This window comes from Martinezella sp. CNPSo 3732, from assembly GCF_057784515.1.
Window position 1 is genome coordinate 38,763 of sequence record NZ_JBXSOO010000010.1, and the last position, 19,395, is coordinate 58,157.

Annotated in this window: 21 protein-coding genes; 12 read left to right on the plus strand and 9 right to left on the minus strand. The window is 59.1% G+C overall.

Features of this window, described 5'->3' with window-relative positions; genetic code table 11:
* Positions 1-35: 35 nt before the first annotated feature.
* From AC13RM_RS17580 to AC13RM_RS17605, 6 genes are all read right to left on the minus strand, one after another.
* The gene (locus AC13RM_RS17580; RefSeq protein WP_374818037.1) at positions 36-1,322 is read right to left on the minus strand and encodes a DUF763 domain-containing protein; all 1,287 of its coding nucleotides are present in this window, start codon (positions 1,320-1,322) and stop codon (positions 36-38) included.
* Between the two features lie 107 nt (positions 1,323-1,429).
* The gene (locus AC13RM_RS17585) at positions 1,430-2,173 is read right to left on the minus strand and encodes an aspartate/glutamate racemase family protein (RefSeq protein WP_374818039.1); all 744 of its coding nucleotides are present in this window, start codon (positions 2,171-2,173) and stop codon (positions 1,430-1,432) included.
* Between the two features lie 4 nt (positions 2,174-2,177).
* Positions 2,178-2,999, minus strand: coding sequence for an ABC transporter permease (locus AC13RM_RS17590; protein ID WP_069615545.1), 822 nt, complete (start codon positions 2,997-2,999; stop codon positions 2,178-2,180).
* A gap of 1 nt (position 3,000) precedes the next feature.
* Positions 3,001-3,912, minus strand: a complete 912-nt coding sequence (locus AC13RM_RS17595; protein WP_488555356.1) for an ABC transporter permease — start codon at positions 3,910-3,912, stop codon at positions 3,001-3,003.
* 70 nt (positions 3,913-3,982) lie between these two features.
* Positions 3,983-5,281 carry an ABC transporter substrate-binding protein gene (locus AC13RM_RS17600; RefSeq protein WP_113231242.1) on the minus strand — a complete coding sequence of 433 codons (1,299 nt, stop codon included), beginning with the start codon at positions 5,279-5,281 and terminating at the stop codon, positions 3,983-3,985.
* Between the two features lie 32 nt (positions 5,282-5,313).
* On the minus strand, positions 5,314-6,402 hold the full coding sequence (locus AC13RM_RS17605; RefSeq protein WP_488555357.1) for an ABC transporter ATP-binding protein: 1,089 nt from the start codon (positions 6,400-6,402) through the stop codon (positions 5,314-5,316).
* Between the two features lie 267 nt (positions 6,403-6,669).
* Here AC13RM_RS17605 and AC13RM_RS17610 point away from each other — a divergent pair, with 267 nt between their 5' ends.
* Complete coding sequence (locus tag AC13RM_RS17610) at positions 6,670-7,383, plus strand: GntR family transcriptional regulator (RefSeq protein ID WP_488555358.1); 714 nt, start codon at positions 6,670-6,672, stop codon at positions 7,381-7,383.
* A gap of 60 nt (positions 7,384-7,443) precedes the next feature.
* A complete protein-coding gene (locus tag AC13RM_RS17615; protein WP_488555359.1) occupies positions 7,444-8,646 on the plus strand; it encodes an amidohydrolase family protein in 1,203 nt (400 codons plus the stop codon).
* A 33-nt stretch (positions 8,647-8,679) separates the two neighbouring features.
* Here the strand turns inward: AC13RM_RS17615 and AC13RM_RS17620 are convergent, their stop codons facing one another.
* Together AC13RM_RS17620 and AC13RM_RS17625 are read right to left on the minus strand one after the other, a co-directional pair.
* Positions 8,680-8,814 carry a hypothetical protein gene (locus AC13RM_RS17620; protein WP_274538728.1) on the minus strand — a complete coding sequence of 45 codons (135 nt, stop codon included), beginning with the start codon at positions 8,812-8,814 and terminating at the stop codon, positions 8,680-8,682.
* Positions 8,815-9,178: 364 nt separating this feature from the next.
* Entirely contained in the window at positions 9,179-9,442 is a 264-nt protein-coding gene (locus tag AC13RM_RS17625; protein ID WP_095436489.1) for a hypothetical protein, read from the minus strand.
* Positions 9,443-9,636: 194 nt separating this feature from the next.
* Here AC13RM_RS17625 and AC13RM_RS17630 point away from each other — a divergent pair, with 194 nt between their 5' ends.
* The 6 genes from AC13RM_RS17630 to AC13RM_RS17655 all read left to right on the plus strand — a co-directional run bounded on the left by AC13RM_RS17630 (position 9,637) and on the right by AC13RM_RS17655 (position 15,719).
* Positions 9,637-10,332 (plus strand): FadR/GntR family transcriptional regulator, encoded by a 696-nt coding sequence (locus AC13RM_RS17630; protein WP_113231240.1) that lies wholly within the window; start codon positions 9,637-9,639, stop codon positions 10,330-10,332.
* Positions 10,329-11,495 carry a PLP-dependent transferase gene (locus AC13RM_RS17635; protein ID WP_440480136.1) on the plus strand — a complete coding sequence of 389 codons (1,167 nt, stop codon included), beginning with the start codon at positions 10,329-10,331 and terminating at the stop codon, positions 11,493-11,495. The genes AC13RM_RS17630 and AC13RM_RS17635 overlap by 4 nt, the downstream gene beginning before the upstream one ends.
* Before the next feature lie 41 nt (positions 11,496-11,536).
* A complete protein-coding gene (locus AC13RM_RS17640; RefSeq protein ID WP_095436492.1) occupies positions 11,537-12,796 on the plus strand; it encodes an ABC transporter substrate-binding protein in 1,260 nt (419 codons plus the stop codon).
* 90 nt (positions 12,797-12,886) lie between these two features.
* Positions 12,887-13,822 carry a carbohydrate ABC transporter permease gene (locus AC13RM_RS17645; protein ID WP_488555360.1) on the plus strand — a complete coding sequence of 312 codons (936 nt, stop codon included), beginning with the start codon at positions 12,887-12,889 and terminating at the stop codon, positions 13,820-13,822.
* A 3-nt stretch (positions 13,823-13,825) separates the two neighbouring features.
* Positions 13,826-14,656 carry a carbohydrate ABC transporter permease gene (locus tag AC13RM_RS17650; RefSeq protein ID WP_440479044.1) on the plus strand — a complete coding sequence of 277 codons (831 nt, stop codon included), beginning with the start codon at positions 13,826-13,828 and terminating at the stop codon, positions 14,654-14,656.
* A gap of 4 nt (positions 14,657-14,660) precedes the next feature.
* Positions 14,661-15,719, plus strand: coding sequence for an ABC transporter ATP-binding protein (locus tag AC13RM_RS17655; protein WP_440479043.1), 1,059 nt, complete (start codon positions 14,661-14,663; stop codon positions 15,717-15,719).
* A gap of 21 nt (positions 15,720-15,740) precedes the next feature.
* Here the strand turns inward: AC13RM_RS17655 and AC13RM_RS17660 are convergent, their stop codons facing one another.
* Entirely contained in the window at positions 15,741-16,886 is a 1,146-nt protein-coding gene (locus tag AC13RM_RS17660) for a M24 family metallopeptidase (RefSeq protein WP_374818061.1), read from the minus strand.
* 222 nt (positions 16,887-17,108) lie between these two features.
* Here AC13RM_RS17660 and AC13RM_RS17665 point away from each other — a divergent pair, with 222 nt between their 5' ends.
* From AC13RM_RS17665 to AC13RM_RS17680, 4 genes are all read left to right on the plus strand, one after another.
* The gene (locus AC13RM_RS17665; protein WP_113231234.1) at positions 17,109-17,336 is read left to right on the plus strand and encodes a DUF1127 domain-containing protein; all 228 of its coding nucleotides are present in this window, start codon (positions 17,109-17,111) and stop codon (positions 17,334-17,336) included.
* Positions 17,337-17,405: 69 nt separating this feature from the next.
* A complete protein-coding gene (locus tag AC13RM_RS17670) occupies positions 17,406-18,257 on the plus strand; it encodes a helix-turn-helix transcriptional regulator (protein WP_374818063.1) in 852 nt (283 codons plus the stop codon).
* Between the two features lie 82 nt (positions 18,258-18,339).
* Positions 18,340-18,501 carry a hypothetical protein gene (locus tag AC13RM_RS17675; protein ID WP_167078173.1) on the plus strand — a complete coding sequence of 54 codons (162 nt, stop codon included), beginning with the start codon at positions 18,340-18,342 and terminating at the stop codon, positions 18,499-18,501.
* A 266-nt stretch (positions 18,502-18,767) separates the two neighbouring features.
* Entirely contained in the window at positions 18,768-19,382 is a 615-nt protein-coding gene (locus AC13RM_RS17680; protein ID WP_374818065.1) for a hypothetical protein, read from the plus strand.
* Positions 19,383-19,395 lie beyond the last annotated feature (13 nt).

Below are 19,395 nucleotides of genomic sequence, written 5' to 3' on the forward strand. Positions count from 1 at the left end.
GGCCAGACAAGCCGCTCCCTTCTGCCGTACGCAGTCTAGCTCTTTAAAGAACGGAGGTTACCCTCGGCGACGTTGCTTTCGGTATCCGTTGCAGGTTCCCAACCAAACACGCTGCGGCCGCCATAGGAGAAGGAGCGGTCGAACTCGCCGGCAACGATTTCCTTGAGATCGGGGCCGGTGACATAACGCTCCAGCATCCGCGATTGGTCATCCAGCCGCTTCAGCGCCGACAATTCCTCGTCACGACCGAGGCGTCCCTTCCTGACGGCGGATTTCATCACGCTGATCGTCTCATCATAGACCTTCAGCGGCACCGGAAACGGGTGCCGGTCCTTGCCGCCATGGGCGAGCGAGAAGCGCGCGGGGTCAGAGAATCGGCAGGGTGCGCCATGAACGACTTCGGCGACCATCGCCAAAGCTTTTACCGTTCTGGCGCCGACGCCAGGCGTCAGAAGTAGTTCTTCAAAATCCACCGGACCACGGTCGGCAGCCGCGGCGAGATTTCCGTGCAGGCGCCGCATGTTCACATCTTCCTGGCGCACATCATGATGTGCCGGCATGACGAGGTATGGCAGCATCGGCTGTGCTTCTTGTTTGTCAATTGCCGGAGATTTCCCTTCCAGGATATTGAATTCACGAATGATTTTATCTGGTCCCAATGAGGCAAGCAAATCCAATTGACCATTGCGGGAGCGGCTGGCACGTCGATCGGCGAGATTGACGATCTCGCCCTGCTCGCGCCCTTCGATAGCCGCGTGCGGTGAATCCAGAAAGCTCGTCAAACCCTCCGATAGCCAGTGATACCGCCGCGCCTGCCGCCGTTCATCGTTCATGCCCTGCTGGATGACGACCCACTTGCCGTCGTCGGCGACGATGAAGCCATGCAGGTAGAGGTCGAAGCCATCCTGCACGGCCGCGCTGTCCACCTTCGCGATCAGCCGGCTCTTCATGGCAAGGGACGCGCCGTCGATACCGACGCGATCGCCGATATCAAGCAGTTCGCCCGGCGTCTTGCGCGATTGCGCGCCGCGGCCGCCGCAGACATGGATGCCAAGTTCGCCGGATAGCGGCGTCAGGCCGCGCTTCAGAGCGCCAAGGACGCTCGTCGTGATCCCCGAGGAATGCCAATCCATGCCCATGACGGCGCCGAAGGACTGGAACCAGAAGGGATTGGCAAGGCGGCGAAACAGCTCGTCACGCCCGTAATGCTGCACGATCGCCTCGGTGATGACGGCGCCCAGGCGCGTCATGCGGTCGCCAAGCCACCGCGGTACGCGGCCGCCATGCAGGGGAAGATCAGCTTTGCCGGCTCTCTGTGCCAAATCCACGACTCTCGTTCTTTACCGTGGCATTGTAGCCCCGGGAGCCGAGATATGCCATTCGCAAGGTGTAGCGATCAGCAGGGCCGTGCATGTTGATTGCGATGAGATTAGGCCAATACCGCCGTCGGCGCAAAATCCTGCATTGCCCCCGAAAAAGGCTTTGGCAATGGGGAGGCAAAGGAACCGCGCTTGCTGGTGGAAAGGCCCAGCGACACCAAAGCTTCGGCCTGTTTGACCGCTGCGGCGACACCATCCACGACGGGAACGCCGTAGATCGATTGCAGCTCTCTTGCGAGATCCGTCATGCCGGCGCAGCCGAGGACAATGGCCTCCGCCCCGTCTTCTGCGAGGGCTCGCTCGATTTCCGCCCGCAGCTTTCCGATTGCACTCGAAGACGAATCTTCAAGCTCGAGCACGGGGATATCGGAGGCGCGAACCTTCGCCCGCGCGCCCATGCCATAACGATGGACAAGATTGTCGATGAGGATGCGCGAGCGTTCGAGCGTCGTCACCACGCTGAAGCGCTGCGCCAGGAAGCCGGCCGTTGCGACAGCCGCTTCACAGAGACCGACAACTGGCACGTCGCAGAACATGCGTGCGGCTTCCAGACCGGTGTCGTCGAAACAGCAGATGATCGCGGCGTCATAGCCTTCGGCTTGCCTCTCCTTCAATTCGCGCAGCATGCCGGGCACGGCGATAGCGCCGTCATAATAGCCCTCGATCGAAGCCGGCCCCATCTGCGAGGTGGCAGCGATGATCTCGGTGCCGGGGCCTGCTACGGCACGCGCGGCGATCGCCGCCTTTTCCGTCATGGAAGCGGTCGTATTCGGATTGATGAGCAGCAGGCGCATGATCTCAACTTTTCTTGGCTTGGCGGCGGCCGAGCATGGTCATGACCGCAAGTGCCAGCAGGATGATGGTAAAGGAAAAGAGCGTGGTCACCGTTCCGAGCGCGTAAAGCACCGGCGTCGTAACATTCGTCGTCATGCCGTAGATCTCGAGCGGCAGGGTATTGTAGGTGCCAGATGTCATCAGGGTGCGGGCGAACTCGTCATAGGACAGCGTGAAGCCGAAGAGGCCGACGCCGATCAGGCTGGGTGCGATCATCGGCAGCACGACATGGCGGAAGGTTTGCCAGGAGCTGGCGCCGAGATCGCGGGCTGCCTCCTCATAGGCCGGAGAAAACCGGTTGAAGACGGCAAACATGATCAGCACGCCGAACGGTAAGGTCCAGGTCAAATGTGCGCCGAAAGCGGATGAATACCACGCCGGCGCGATGCCGCCCTGCTGAAAGACGACGCCGATCCCAAGCGAAATGATGATGGACGGAACGACGAGGCTGGCAACGGTCGCATAGAACAGAAATGTCGAACCGCGAAAGCGGCGGCGAAAGGCAAGGCCTGCCAGCAGCGATACGACAACGGTCACGATCATGACCATTACGCCGAGGATCAGGGAGCGCTGGAAGGAGGCGCCGAAGTCTCCGACTGCCTGTTTTTCGAAAAGATTGGCGAACCAATGCAGCGAGACACCATTCAACGGGAAGGTCAGGCCGCCGTCCGGCCCCTGGAAAGACAGGATGATGACCGCCGAGAGCGGACCATAGAGAAACAGCACGAAAATAGTGAAGAAGATCGCGAGAACATAAAATTCCAGGCTGCGCTTTTCACGGTTCATCCTAGAGCTCCTTGCGGATATCGACGATGCGCAGGATGGCGGCGACCATCAGCAGCACGACGATCAGCAGCACGACCGCATTGGCGGCGGCTGCCGGGTATTGCAGCAGCGACATCTGGTTCTTCATCATCAACGCGATGGATGCGCTCTGACCGCCAGACATCACCTGCACGGTGGAAAAATCCGCCATGACGAGCGTGACGACGAAGATGCTGCCGATCGCCATTCCCGGCTTGGCAAGGGGGATGACGACATTCCACAGCACCTGCCATCCGCTGGCGCCGGCATCCCGCGCGGCTTCGAACAGAGAGCGGTCGATACGCATCAGCGTATTGAAGATCGGCGTCACCATGAAGAGCGTGTAGAGGTGCACCATGGCGAGCACGACGGCGAAATCGGAATAAAGCAGCCATTCGATCGGCTGGGGGATGAGGCCCATCTCGATCAGCGTCGAATTGACCAGTCCGTTACGCCCGAGAACGGGTATCCACGAGATCATGCGGATGATGTTGGAGGTCATGAAGGGCACGGTGCAGACGAGGAAAAGGATCATCTGCGTCGAGGTGCGGCGAATATGGAAAGCCAGAAAATAGGCGACCCAGAAGCCGATGAAGAGGGTCAGTACCCAGACAATTGCTGTGAATTTCAATGTGTTGAGGTAGGTTTTCCATGTAACCCACGAACCGAGCGTATCGGTGTAATTCGTGGTCAGGAATGCCGGATAGAGGCCGGCGAAATCATAATCCCAGAAACTGACGATGCCGATCATGGCGATCGGCAACAGGAAGAAGAAGCCGAGAATGAGAAAGAGCGGCGTTGCCTGCAGATAGGCCACGGCCCAGCCGGGTACGGCAAATGCGCGTCCGGCTTTCTGAGTTTCCTGCTCGGCATCCGAGGAAGCGATTGTCGCCATGGTCCGGCCTCTCCATTGGTAGGATCCTCCCCCGTTTTTGAAGCGGGAGAGGAGATGACGGATATGCAGCTTAGGCAGCGATGAATTCGTTCCAGCGACGGACCATGTAGCGGTCCTCGTCCATGACCGAATTCCAGCAGGCGACTGCGCCCATGCGGGTTTCGAAGGAACCGCCGTCGCGAACGGCGCCGGCCTTCTCCATCACCTTGCCTTCGGGAGACAGGATATCGCCCTGCGCCGGCTTGCCTTCGATCCAGTAACCCCATTCGTCGGCCGACATGAAGTTCTTGGCCGTTTCCATGCAGGCGGAGTAGTAGCCCTGGCGGTTGAGGTAGCCGCCGACCCAGCCGGAGGTGTACCAGTTGATATATTCATAAGCCGCGTCGAGCTCGGCGCCCTTGAGATGCGAGGCAAGGCCAAGGCCGCCGCCCCAGGCGCGATAGCCTTCCTTGAGCGGCTGGAAGGTGCAGGCAATGCCCTTGGAGCGGACGGCGGCAACCGCCGGCGACCACATGGACTGGATGACTACTTCGCCCGACGCCATCAGGTTGACGCTTTCGTCGAAGGACTTCCAGAAGGCACGGAACTGGCCGTCGCCCTTGGTCTTGATCAGGAATTCGATCGTCTTGTCGATTTCGGCCTTCGTCATGTTGCCCTTGTCGGCATATTTGATCTTGCCGGCGGCTTCCATGATCATCGCGGCGTCCATGATACCGATGGACGGGATATTGAGGATCGCGGTCTTGCCCTTGAAGGCCGGATCGAGAATGTCGGCCCAGCTGGTGATCGGACGACCCGTAAGATCGGGGCGAATGCCGAGCGTATCGGCATTGTAGATGGTCGGAACCATCGTCATCCACTGCGTCGGCTCCTTGGCGAATTTCTTCGAGCCCTGCCCTTCGACGAAGCCCACCGTGTGCGGCGCCGTGCCCTGTGCGATGACGCTGTCGGGCTTCAGCTTGCCGTTGATGAAGAGCGGCACGATCTTGTCGTAATATTTGAGCTTCTTCACGTCCATCGGCTGCAGTACGCCGGCCGGGAATACCTTCTTGGCGATCCAGTATTCGATGTCGGCGATATCGTAGCTGTTGGGCTGGGTGACGGCGCGCTGCGCGGCAGCGTCTGAATCGGTTGCCGTCATCTCCAGTGTGATACCGAGATCGGCCTTGCACTTCTCGGCAATGGCATTGATGTTCGAAACACCGGTGCCGAACTGGCGCAGCGTGATGTTGGTTTTGGCCCAGATGGTCGGAAAGCCAGTGATGACACCGGAGCCGGCCATGGCGCCGAAAGCGGCGGCGCCGGTCTTCAGCAGCGAGCGGCGGGAAATGCCTTTCGCGGTCTTGGTAGTCTTGGTTTCAGTGGTCATTGTCAGTTCCCCTTTTTTAATGCTTGAGATTTTCATGCGGACATACGGCCAAGAAGGATTGCATCCTCCTGAGCCCAACTCAGCGAGACGGTGTCGCCGACTGCCATGGATCTGGCGGCAGCATCGTCGTTGCTTGCGATCACGGTGAAATCATCGCTACCGGCACCAATGACGGTGATCTTCAGCGTTGCGCCGCGATATTCGACATTGGAGACCACACCGTTGAAGCCCAGCCCTTTGTCCGATGGCTGCGAAAGCCGAACGCGGTCGGTGCGCACGGCGATGTCGACGGCTTCGCCGACGGCGCGACCTGCCCCTCTCACCGAGAAGCCCTGCCCTTCCGGCGCGGTCATGGTGATCATGCCATCTTCGCTCGACGTTATCCGACCGGACAAGACGTTATGGTCACCCATGAAGCGGGCAACGAAGGCCGTCGCGGGATGTTCGAAAACCTCCCGCGGCGATCCTGCCTGCTCGATCCGGCCGTCATTCATGATGACCATGATATCGGCAAGCGCCATCGCCTCTTCCTGGCTATGCGTGACATGAACGAAAGTGATACCGAGTGACTTCTGCAGCTTCTTCAGTTCTGCGCGCATGCGGATCTTCAGGAAGGGATCGAGCGCCGATAGTGGTTCGTCCAGCAGTAATGCTTCCGGATCGGTGATCAGGGCGCGAGCAAGCGCGACACGCTGCTGCTGTCCGCCCGAAAGCTGAGCCGGACGGCGGGTGGCGTAGGCTTCCATCTGCATCAGCTTCAGCATGTCGAGCGCCTTGGCGCGGCGTTCGGCCTTGTCGACACCTTTCATCTTCAGGCTGAAGGCGACATTGTCGATAAGGTCGAGATGGGGAAACAGCGCATAGGATTGGAACATCATCGCCGTGCCGCGTCGGGCGGGCGGAAAATCCGTAACGACAGTATTTCCGAGCCTGATGTCGCCCGAGGAAATGCCTTCGTGGCCGGCGATCATGCGCAAGGTCGATGTCTTGCCGCAACCGGATGGGCCGAGGAAACAGCAATAGGAGCCTGCCGGTATTTTCAGGCTGATCGCATGGACTGCCGTGGTCGTACCGTAGACCTTCGAAACGGACACTATATCGATTTCTGCCGCTTTCGACATCATCTTCCCCTTTGGTTTGGGAAAGACATTGCATCAATCGTGCCAGTTCTGCTGCGGCGCGCTAACTGGCTGTAATTTCTATACTTTCTATTGGGTGAGAAATTTTTCCACTTTATGGGCAATTGTGAATGTGCACAGGAAATAGGCTATTGTGCGCGATTTATGCAAAATATTGTATACACTTTCGATCGTAATCCGCATCAGATTTCGTTTAACTTCCGCGCGAAACCTGTCTATCATTGCAGTCAGTTACTCAGGCTACCAATCATGAATTCTTCAACAGATGCGCTTTTGACGCCCGGCGATGCTACCGACAGCAGTGCGCAACAGATTCGCGAGGCCATTCGCGACGCAATCGTCGAGCGCCGGCTAGCACCGGGCACGAAATTATCCGAGAGCGATGTCGGCGCTCTCTTTAACGTTAGCCGGACATTGGCACGTGCCGCCCTACAGGCTCTTTCCTATGAGGGACTCGTCAGCGTGGAGAAGAATAGGGGCGCTTTCGTCGCCTATCCTTCGCCCGAGGAGGCGCGGCAGATATTCGCTGCGCGTCGTCTGGTCGAGCCGGGCATAGTGCGATCGGCAGCCGAGCATATCACCGCGCCTCAGCTCGCACAGCTCCGGCAACTCCTCGTGGAAGAAGGCCGCTTGATGGGAGAGCGCGGTCAACCCGCGCGCCGCGCCGAGATCAAGGCTTCGGGCGACTTCCATCTGATGCTGGCATCGATATCGGGCAATCTCATCATGCAGCGCTTCATGGAGGAGCTTGTCGCGCGCTCGTCGCTGGTAATTGCACTCTACGGACAATCAAGCGCCTCCAGTTGCGGCCATGCCGAGCATGGCGATATCATCACCGCTCTGGAGCGCAAGGATGTCGACACAGCCTGTGACCTGATGCTTCATCATATCGCGCATATCGAAGCCGATCTCGACCTACGCGAGCGCAAGAGTTTCGGTCTTAAAGAGGCGTTCGAGCGGTAAGACATCCGTCACCCAGGCGGTTCGCGCGAGACCGGTAGCCATGGATTCAAGGAGAAAAAATTGAGCACGATCGAAACGCTCTTTACCCGGGCCAAGCTTGCCGACGGCTCCATCAAGGATATCGGCGTCACGGGCGGGCGGATCGTGTCGATCACGGAGACTGGAGCGCCGACTTCTGCCTCCGAGCTTATCGACCTCGAAGGCATCCTCGTGGTGCCGGGCTTTGTCGAAGGGCACATTCATCTCGACACCAGCTTTTACGGTGACGCCTGGATTCCGCACAAGCCCTGCACCAACGGCTTCGATGTCCATGAGCGCGTCGCCTTCCAGGCGCAAAACATGGCGCAGGCCGCACCGATGGACGAAAGGGCCAGAAACCAGCTCGACCTCTGCATCGCCAATGGCAGCACATATATGCGCAGCCACGTTATGGTGGACGGTTCCGTTGGATTGAAGTCGCTGGAGACCGTACTTGCCGTACGCGAAGAATACCGCGGATTGATCGACATCCAGCTCGTTGCCTTTCCGCAAAGCGGCATTCTGAAAAGCCCCGGCACGCCTGAGCTTCTGGATCAGGCAATCGCCATGGGTGCCGATCTCGTCGGCGGGCTCGATCCGGCAAGCTTCGATCGCGATGTCGAAAAACATCTCGATGTGGTTTTCGGAGACGCCGAGAAGCATGGCGTCGATGTCGATATCCATCTTCATGACGGCGGCACGCTCGGCCTCTTCACCATCGAGCAGATCTGCGCCCGCGCGCGCAGTCTTTCCATGGGTGGGCACGTCACGATCAGCCACGCCTATGGACTTGGCGATCTCTCGTTCGAGGCGGCCAAGCGCGCCGCGGCCCTCATCGCCGAGAGCGGTGTCTCCATTATGACGAATGCACCGGGTGCCCACTCTTTCCCGCCAGTCGCCTTGCTTCGTACCGCTGGCGTCACAGTCTTCAGCGGCAGCGACAATATCCGCGATTCCTGGTGGCCCTATGGCGATGGCGACATGCTGGGCCGCGCAATGATGATCGGCTATCGGTCGGGCTTCTATACGGACGACGAATTGAAGGTCGCCTTCGATGTCGTGACCGAGAGCGGCGCCAAAGCTCTGCGGCTGGAGGGCTACGGCTTGCAGATCGGGGCAAAAGCCGATTTCGTTACCTTGAAGGCGGAGCATGTTCCCGAGGCGGTCGTTGCAGTGCCGAAAGGACGCGCAGTCTACAAGGCGGGCAAACTCGTCGCCAAGGATGGGGCCGTCCTGCGGCGCTGATCAAGCACCGGGACTTACGAACTGGCAGGCCTGCTAGCGCTTCAACTCCCGCTCGAATTTTTCGATCTGCTGCAGAACCCATGGGTCATCGGCGGAGTGTTGGATCGTTTCCTGTTCTGGCCGCCGCTTGCGGCGAATCCAATCGATGAAGGCGCGAAGCAACCGCATGTGGGGTATCCGATTTTTTCAGTATCTGCGAGGCCCGGCGACTAGGCTCGAAAACCAATGGAAGCCGGGCCTCGACGACCGCAAGGCGTTGCGGTGATTGCCCTTTTGCCCGCGCGAAAATGAACGCTGGCTGAACATATTGCACGGCACGATGGTTTCCTCGCATCTTTGCAGCCACTGAGAGAAAGCCTGCAAACCAATCTCATTTCACGAATGAAGAGCTTTTTTACTTGAGCGTACCGCTATCGGCAAAACTGACCTAGCCGGAAGAGAAGACGACCGTTAGACAATGCCGCGTCGCTTCCGATTTCCCCGGAGCGGCACAAGCTTAGCCTCGCCTGTGCGGGGCTTTTTTCTTTTCGGCCTATGCTTTTCTGCGCCGCGGCTCGCCGCCTGGTGCGTAGATCGTGTCCTGCTCGAAAGGAAACACCGAACCGCACCTGCAGCGCACCATATGCTTGCGCGGATCGGTCGACGGCCGTTCCGTGGAAAAGCCGCGCGGCATCTCGTCTATCTTGAAATCGCGGCTCATCGCCCGACGATCGTCAGTTTCGGAAACTTCGGCAAAGCCGGTGTGGTCGCATTTCGCGCATTCCAGCTTCCGTGAATATCGATCTCTAGCGGCCATTCTCTTCCAGCCCGGGACTCACAACACGTTCCTTCTATCAGCGCTGTCGGCACTCTTGAAGGCCGCAAACAACCTTCATTGCTGCTCGCTTTGTGCCCTTAAAAATTTAAGGGCCACAAAAAATGTCCGAGCCAAGAAAAAGAGATTGACCTGATGGCAGATGTCAGACCAATTTACCATTTATGACAAAACCCATGCTTACCCCTCTTCCTTCCATCGACCGGACGCAGCAAGTCATCGAGGCGCTGTCGATCTTCATCGAATCGTCGAAGCTGCGGGCGGGCGACCGGCTTCCGACCGAACGTGAGCTGATGGCAGCGCTTTCGGTGGGACGCTCCACCATTCGCGAGGTGATCACCTATTTCCAGGCGCTCGGCGTCATGGAGACGCGCAAAGGCAGCGGCACCTACCTGCTGAAGCCGGTTTCGAAGGCGACGATCCATATGCCGCTTTCCTTCAACCCGTCACACCTGCGCGATGCGCTGTTGCAGACGCTGGAGGTCCGCCGCGGCATCGAATGCGAGGCCGGCATGGTGGCCGCGAGAAAGCGAACCGACGAAGATCTCGTCATCATCGAAGAGAAGCTCAACGAGATGGAACGCGTGCACATGGCCAAGGGCACATCCGGGCCCGAGGACCTCGCCTTCCATCTTGCCGTCTACGATGCCACCCACAATCCGCTGTTCCGGCAGCTTCTCGAACAGATGCGCGAAACCTTCGAGCGCTTCTGGGAGCATCCTTTCGATCGGCAGGATTTTGCCCGCCGGTCCTTCCCCTATCACCGCACGCTGTTCAACGCGATCGTCGACCAGGATCCCGAGGCAGCGCGCGCCGAAACACTGAAAATTCTCGACGTCGTCGAGGAAGACATCAAGGAAATGTCCCAATGACTGACGGGCTAGAGCCGTTCGAACTCGCATCCCTTATTACAGCTCACGACGACGGCAATTTTGCCGAAGCCGTCGTGCCGCCGATCTTCCAGACCTCGCTGTTCACCTTCTCGAACTATGACGAGATGATTGCCTCCTATCGCGGCGAAAAGGTGCGGCCGATCTATACGCGCGGCCTTAACCCGACGGTGCGCATGTTCGAAGAGATGCTGGCGAAGCTGGAGGGCGGCGAGGATGCGCTCGGTTTTGCGAGCGGCATGGCGGCGATCTCATCTGCAGTGCTGAGTTTTGTCGAGCCAGGCGACAGGATCGTTGCGGTCAAACATGTCTATCCCGACGCCTTCCGCCTCTTCGGCACGGTTCTAAAGCGCATGAAGGTGGACGTGACCTATGTCGATGGTCGCGACGAAGAAGCCGTTGCGAGGGCGCTTCCCGGCGCCAAGGTTTTCTACATGGAAAGTCCGACGAGTTGGGTTATGGAAGCGCATGATGTCGGCGCACTGGCCGCCCTTGCGAAGCAGCATGGCGTCGTTTCGATGATCGATAACAGCTGGGCCACTCCCTACTTCCAGCAGCCTTTGAAACTCGGCGTCGATCTCGTCATCCATTCCGCCTCCAAGTATCTAGGCGGCCACAGCGACGTCGTCGCCGGCGTCGTTACCGGCTCGAAGGAGATGATCGCGCGCATCAAGGCCGAAGCCTACCCTTATCTCGGCGGCAAGCTTTCGCCCTTCGACGCATGGCTCCTGATCCGCGGCCTGCGCACCTTGCCGATTCGCATGAAGGCGCATGAGGCGGCTGCAATGACGATCGCCAAGCGCCTGCAGGAGCTCGATGTCGTCGAGCAAGTCTGCCACCCGGGCCTGGCCAACCGGCTGCCATCCGGACTGAATGGCACCTCGGGCCTGTTTTCTTTCATCTTCCGCGAGGGCGTCGATATCCGCGCCTTTGCCGATCGCCTCACGCTCTTCAAGCTGGGTGTGAGCTGGGGCGGACATGAGAGCCTGATCGTGCCGGGCGAAGTCGTGCTGCAGCAGAAGGCGCAGCCGAATTCAGCGCATACCTTCGGCATCAATCCGCGCTCCGTACGTCTCCATATCGGCCTCGAAGGAACCGAGGCCCTGTGGAAGGAACTCGAGGAGGCAATCGCCGCCGCCTCGTGACATCGTCAATCTGAGAGGAAAATCCAAAAAGGGGAACCAACATGAAAAGACTGATAACAGCAGCACTCTTTACCGCGTTGATGGGCGGCACCGCCTTTGCCGACACGACGCTGAAACTCGTGGAAGTCATCACGAGCCCGGAGCGCACCGAGACGCTGAAGTCGATCGTCGCGAAGTTCGAAGCCGCCAACCCGGGCACCAAGGTCGATATTATCTCCCTGCCCTGGAACGAGGCCTTCCAGAAATTCGCCACCATGGTCTCGGCCGGCGATACGCCCGACGTAATGGAAATGCCTGATACCTGGCTGTCGCTCTACGGCAATAACGGCATGCTCGAAAGCCTCGAGCCCTACCTCGCGAAGTGGGAACATACGAGTGAACTGACGCCGCGCGCGCTTCAGCTCGGCCGCGATGTCAAGAACACCGCCTATATGCTGCCCTACGGCTTCTATCTGCGTGCCATGTTCTACAACAAGAAGATCCTGAAGGACGCCGGCATCGCCGAGCCGCCGAAGACGATGGACGAATTCGTCAAGGCATCCGAGGCCATCTCGAAGCTACCGGGCAAATACGGTTACTGCATGCGCGGCGGTCCGGGCGGTCTCAACGGCTGGATGATCTTTGCCGCCTCCATGGCCGGCGACAACAAATACTTCAAGGATGACGGCACCTCGACGATGAACAGCCCCGGCTGGGCGAAGGGCATCGAGTGGATGGTCGATCTCTACAAGAAGGGCTATGCGCCAAAAGATAGCGTCAACTGGGGCTTCAACGAAGTCGTCGCCGGCTTCTATTCCGGCACCTGTGCCTTCCTCGACCAGGATCCGGATGCGCTGATCGCCGTTGCCGAACGCATGAAGAAGGATGATTTCGGCGTCGCACCGCTGCCGAAGGGTCCGGATGGCAAATCCTTCCCGACCATTGGCTATGCCGGCTGGTCGATGTTCTCGACCAGTCAGAACAAGGATCTGTCCTGGAAGCTGATTGCAACCCTTGAAGGCAAGGAAGGCAATCTGGAATGGAACAAGAAGATCGGCGCCTTGCCGGCCTATACGGCTGCGGAAAAGGACCCTTTCTATGCTGGCGATCAGTTCAAGGGCTGGTTCCAGGAACTAGCCGACAAGGATACCGTTCCCACTGTCATGCCGACCTATCTTGAGGAATTCGCCTTCTTCAAGGATTCCCTCGCCATCAAGACCTCGCAGCAGGCGTTGCTCGGCGATATCTCGGCGAAGGATCTGGCCGACCAATGGGCCGATTATCTGACCAAGGCCCAGCAGAAATTCCTAGCCAAGAAATAGAACTTACATGCGGCGGCGGAGCGATCCGCCGCCATCTCTGTGCAATTGAAACAGACGGCGTTCGAACGCCGCGAATGGGAACTCTTGCAGATGACTTCGATCACCGACACGCTCGACAGGCGTCACGACCGCAGGCCGTGGCTGAAGCGCCTCGCCGACGCCTCGGAACCCTATCTCTACAGCGCTCCTGCTCTGATCCTCATCATCGCCGTGATGCTGGTGCCGCTGGCGATCGGCATATCCTATGCGTTTCGCGATATTCAGCTGCTCAGTCCGTTTTCCGGCGGCTTCATCGGCCTGGAGCACTTTCGCGATCTCTCCAAAGATAACGCCTTCTACTGGGCGCTGAAGAATACGCTTTGGTGGACCGGTGCTTCCGTGGTGCTGCAGTTCATCTTTGGGCTAATCCTGGCACTTCTGCTGGACAAACCCTTCTTCGGCAGATCGATCGTCCAGGCACTGGTATTCCTGCCCTGGGCCGTTCCCTCCTTCCTCGCCGGCCTCAACTGGTCCTGGCTGTTCAACCCGGTCATCGGCCCGATCCCGCATTGGCTCTATGGCATGGGCCTGATGAGCGAGCCGGGCAATATCCTCTCCGATCCGAACTATGCGATGTGGGGGCCGATCATCGCCAATGTCTGGTGGGGCATCCCTTTTTTCGCGATCACGCTTCTGGCCGCGCTTCAGGCGATCCCGCGCGATCTCTATGAGGCGGCTTCTATCGACGGCGCCGGCTGGTTCGAGCGCTTCCGCTCGATCACCCTTCCCTTCCTGGCGCCGACCATCGCCATCACGGTGCTGCTGCGTACGGTCTGGATCTCCAATTTCGCCGATCTGATTGTCGTCATGACGGGCGGCGGGCCGGCGGACCGCACGCAGATCGTCGCCAGCTACATCTTCACGCAAGCCTTCAAACGGCTGGATTTCGGCTACGCCTCGGCCATCGCTCTGGTGCTGCTGGTTCTCCTTCTCACCTATTCCATGCTGATCATCCTGCTGCGGCAGACCCTGCTGAACAAGGATTGAACCATGAGACGATCCGTCCTTCCCACCATCGCGCATCGACTGGCAATTCTCTGCTACGTCGCCTTCGCGCTCTTCCCGCTCTTTTGGCTGTTGAAGGTCTCGGTAACGCCGAACGATCTGCTCTATACCGAAGGCGTGCGCATGTGGCCCTCGCGCACGACCTGGGAACACTATGCCTTCGTGCTGCAGCACAGCGATTTCCCGACCTTCTTCAAGAACAGCCTGATCGTCTCCGCCTCGACGGCGATTGCGGTGACCATCTGCGCATCCCTCTCCGGCTACGCGCTCTCGCGCTTCACCTTCCGCGCCAAATACTGGATCGTGGCGCTGATGCTGCTGACGCAGATGTTTCCGCTGGTCATGCTCGTCGCACCGATTTTCAAGATCCTGACACCGTTGCATCTGACCAATAGCCTGACCGGGCTTGTCATCGTCTACACGGCCTTCAATGTGCCCTTTGCCACCTTCCTGATGCAGTCCTTCTTCGACGGCATCCCGAAGGATCTGGAAGAAGCAGCCATGATCGACGGCGCGACGCAGTTTACCGCCTTCAGGCAAATCATTCTGCCGCTGACCTTACCCGGCATCGCAGCGACGCTCGGCTTCGTCTTCACGGCCGCATGGAGCGAACTGCTTTTCGCGCTCATGCTCATCAATGGCAACCAAGCCGCGACCTTCCCGGTCGGGCTTCTCACCTTCGTCTCGAAATTCTCCGTGGATTTTGGGCAGATGATGGCGGCGGGCGTCATGGCGCTCATTCCGGCCGCGCTCTTTTTCCTGCTCATCCAACGCTATCTCGTGCAGGGCCTGACGGCCGGCGCGGTCAAGGGTTAGTCATATGGCATCGATCGATATTCAGAACGTCAAGAAAGCCTACGGCCATGTGCAGGTGCTGCACGACATCGACCTCAGGATCAAGGATGGCGAGTTTGTCGTTCTTGTCGGGCCGTCCGGATGCGGCAAGTCCACGCTGCTCCGGATGATCGCCGGGCTCGAGGATATCAGCGGCGGCGAAATCCGCATTGCCGACAATCGTGTCAACGAGCTGCATCCGAAAGACCGCGACATCGCCATGGTCTTCCAGTCCTATGCGCTTTATCCGCATATGGACGTGGCGGGCAATATGAGCTACAGCCTGCGGCTGCGGAAAGTGGCCAAAGACGGCATCGCCAAGGCTGTCGCCGGCGCGGCATCCAAGCTCGGTCTCGATCCGCTGCTGGAGCGACGGCCGAAGGCCCTCTCGGGTGGCCAGCGCCAGCGCGTCGCCATGGGCCGCGCCATCGTGCGGCAGCCGAAAGCGTTTCTCTTCGACGAGCCCCTATCGAATCTCGATGCCCGTTTGCGCGAGCAGATGCGGGCAGAAATCAAGAAGTTGCACGGCGATCTTAAAGCGACGTCGATCTATGTCACTCACGACCAGATCGAGGCGATGACGCTGGCGGACCGCATCGTTGCCATGCATGGCGGGGTGGTTCAGCAGGTCGGCAGCCCGCTCGAACTCTACGACCGCCCCGCCAATCTTTTCGTGGCCGGCTTCATTGGTTCACCCGGCATGAACTTCCTTGATGCGACTTATGAGGGCAATGCCGTCAAGCTCAAGGATGGCACGCTCGTTTCGCTTCCGGAGCCGCTAAAATTGGCAACCGCTGCGAAGGTCACGCTCGGCATTCGCCCAGAGCATGTCGTGCTGTCGTCCAATCCGTCCGACATGACGGCCAATGTCGAACTGATCGAACCCACGGGTTTCGGCATCATCCTGCATCTTTCGCTGCACGGCCTGCCGTTCAAGGTGTTCACCCTGGATCGCACCGCTCTGAGCGCGGGGACGCAGGTCCATGTCGCCTTCCCCGCGCAGCATCTGCATGTCTTCGATGAGGATGGCAAAAGGGCGGCTTGACGGCCGCCCCGACTAAAACTCTCAGCTCGCAAACGGCTTCGTCGGTCCGCTGGACGGCTGCGTGAACCAACGCGGACCATCCGTCGTCATATAGATGTGATCCTCGAGCCGAATGCCGAATTTCTGGGGAAAGACGATCATCGGCTCGTTTGAGAAGCACATGCCGGGCGCGAGTTCCGTCGCGTTACCGCGTACGATATAAGGCTCCTCGTGAATTTCGAGGCCAAGGCCGTGACCGGCGCGGTGCGGCAGTCCCGGCAGCTTGTAATCGGGGCCAAGCGAATGTCTGGCAAGTACCGCGCGAGCCGCATCATCCAAGCTGGAGCAAGGCGCCCCCGGCTTTGCCGCGTCGAAAACGGCCTGCTGCGCCTCGCGTTCGATCGCCCAGGCATCCTCGAAAGCACTGTCGCCGCTCTTTAGCTTGTATGTCCGCGTCAGGTCCGAATGATAGCCGTCGATGCGGGCGCCCGTATCCACCAGAATGACATCGTCTTCGCCAAGCATCTGATCGCCGTCTGCGCCGTGCGGCAGGGACGTCGCTTCACCGAAGGACACGATGCAGAAGGTCGAGCCGCCATCGGCGCCGGCCTCACGATGACGCCGGTCAATGAATTCGACGACTTCCGATGCGAGAATCCCAGGCTTGAGCAGGGCATGCGCCTGCTTGTGCACGTCCAGTGTCAGGTTCATGGCATATTGAATGAGCGCGATTTCGGCTGGGGACTTGATCCGGCGCAGGCCATTGATGATCGGCCCGCCATTCACAAGCCTTTCAGCCCCAAGCTCGGCGGCCAACGCGTTGTAGAAGTAAAGCGGCATGCTGTCGTCGAGTGCCAAGACGCCCTTATCTCCCAGCACGCGGGCGATGAGTGCCGCGCTGCTCTCTTCCTCCTGCCACTCCAGGATTTCGGCCGGCAGATGCGGCAGGGTCTCAACCCTGCTCCGCTCGAAGCTCGGCACGATGTAGTGGAGATCTGTCGGCGTCACCAATGCGCCGAGAAACCGCTCGCTTGCATGCCAGACGAGCCCGGTGAAGTAGCGCAGGCTTTCGGTCGGACCGAGCAACATGCCGGCCCATCCATTTGCATCAAGCAGCTTTCGAAGCCTTGAAAGGCGCTGTTGTCTCTCCTCCGCGGTGATCCGGGGTACTGGATGTTGCCACGACATTCCTGCTCTCCTCAATAGTTTTCGCCCTGCCTACCTTTATCGTTGCCGTATGCCGAGCGGTGCCGACACTACCGCTGCCGCAGGCGTTATGTCGACAAGGAAAATACAAATACATCGCTTTCCCAAAGGCCGCTGCCGCGTTCGATAGCTAAATTATTTGACAGCGCGAATACGGCTCCGGTGGTTCACTGCTCTCATCGAAGCAACCGATGGAGTATCGCCATGCAAGCCACAAGCATCATCACATCTTCCGAACAGGCCCGCCCCTTCCGCAAGGCTCGACGCTCGTCTTTCTCGACCGTGCTGGACCTTGTACGTATGCTCGTACGCAAGATGGTCGAGCGCAGGAACCGCAATGCGCTTCTGGGACTGTCGGACGATCAGCTGAAAGATATTGGCCTTTCCCGCGGTCAGAATGGAAGCGATGTCCATATTTATAGCCGCTACTAAAAAGATGGCGCAGGATGTGTTAGGCTTCACTGGTATGGCGGGCGTCAACGCCGGGGTGGGGAGTTCGGCATGTCAGAAATTACGACCGCCTTGCTGCTGAAGACGAAAACTGTCCTCATCCGCGATATCGTCTGCAATGGCGAATGCCGGCATAAGAGTGGTGAGGAATGCGCCCACAAGACGAGTCTTGTCTATCCCTATCGCGGCGTTTTCAAGCGCCACGTCGACCAGAGTGATGCCGTTGCGGAAGCAAATCAGGTGCTGTTCTTCAATAAGGGACAGGGATATCGAATCAGTCATCCTGTTGACGGCGGTGATTCCTGTCTCGATCTCAGTATAGATGAGAGCGTCCTTCACGAGCTTGCGCCGAAAGAACAGGTTCAGTCCGGCGAAAGCGTCATCTTCCGCCGGCAGCACCGACGCATAGATCCGCGCGCGCAGGCGCTCGTGGCGATGCTTCGCCACGGGCTTAGCCGCAATATAGCCGAGAGCCTTGAAGGCGAAACGCTGGCATTAACCCTGGTGCGCCGCTCTCTCGGCGAGCGGACATCGCATGCGGCCGGCGCAAGTTCCGGCCGGCAGAAGCTCGTCGATCGGGCAAAGCTCGTTCTGTCCTCCGATCTCGCACGACGCTGGACGCTCGCGGAGATCGCGAAAGAAGTGGGAGTCTCGCCCGTTTATCTGACGCAAGTCTTCCAGCAGGTGGAAGCCATCCCTCTTTACCGCTATCAGCTGCGGCTTCGGCTGGCACGCGCGCTCGATCTCCTCGCTTCCTATGACGACCTGACCATGCTCGGGCTCGATCTCGGTTTCTCCAGCCATAGCCATTTCAGCGCCGCGTTCAAACAGACCTACGGGCAGACACCGGCGGAATTTCAGCGTTCGGCGCAATTGAAGCCGAAGCGCTACGCGGTTCGCTAAAGATTCCGACAGCGCCGACATGATGATCAGTGCTCTTATGATCCTACCCCGGCAAGGGGATCGATCAAGAAAGGATCACGAGATGAAGAGAACCACATGTGCCGCTTGCGATTGCGAACTCGGCGCCGAGACCATCAAGGTCAATCTCGGCGGCAAATCGGTGGAGGTGTGCTGCGAGGAATGTGCGTCCGCCTTGAAGGAGGCGGATCAATCGACATCCGCTGCTTCCGCAAGCAGGGAATAGCAAACACCGTGGAGAGAACTGTCGCCAAGCGACAGCTCTCTCCATCTACGACCTGAGATTAGCCCCACACGCCGCTTGTTGTTAGGCCAGAGACGAACTTTAAGGCGACAATAGAGGAAATTGTAATGAAGCATTGCTGTCAGGCTATCGGCAAACTTCGTTCGCAATATTCCCCTCGCGGGAAAAGTTAAGAAACATATCGACGTATTGCATTCATAAGGCCCCATTAGCTTTTGCTGCAGTTACTCGTAGCGAAGGCATTGATTATGAAGAAACGACTTATCGTCGCGGCTTTATTGGCAGCAGCAATTGGCGGCGCAACCGCTTCGGCTTATGCAGCCGGTGCAGAAATCGCATCCGACCAGCAAAAGCCCGCAGGCGCCGAGACCGCGCAGCCGGGTCCGGTCGGCCCACCATCGGACGGCTGGTATTTCCAGGACCGTCATCCCGAAGGGCCGATGATGGCCTTTGGCGGCGGCATGCCCATGCCGCCGGGACCTCCGCACAGACCGAACCCGGCCCTAATGATCGCGGAAAAATTATCGGCGCTCGAAACCTTGATCGGTGTCCGCAGTAACCAGCTCGATGCTTGGCGGGATTATACCAGCGCCCTGGTCGATCTCCTGACGCCTGCGAAGAATGAGCTGCCAGACCCGCCGCCCATCGATGACGCCGCCGCGCCCCAGGCCGCCCGTCAGGGCGACGGGCAAGCTCAGCTTTTCGGAGAGCGCCTGGCCGATCGCCTGCTGGATCGCGCCGCCAAGGCCAAGGCTCTCAAGGACAGGGCCGTCGCTCTGCACAACGTGCTGAACGCCGATCAACTCACCAAACTGGCGGACGCGGAGCGATCGCTCGTTCCCGGCCCGCATCCGTTCCACTGATCACCACGACAGA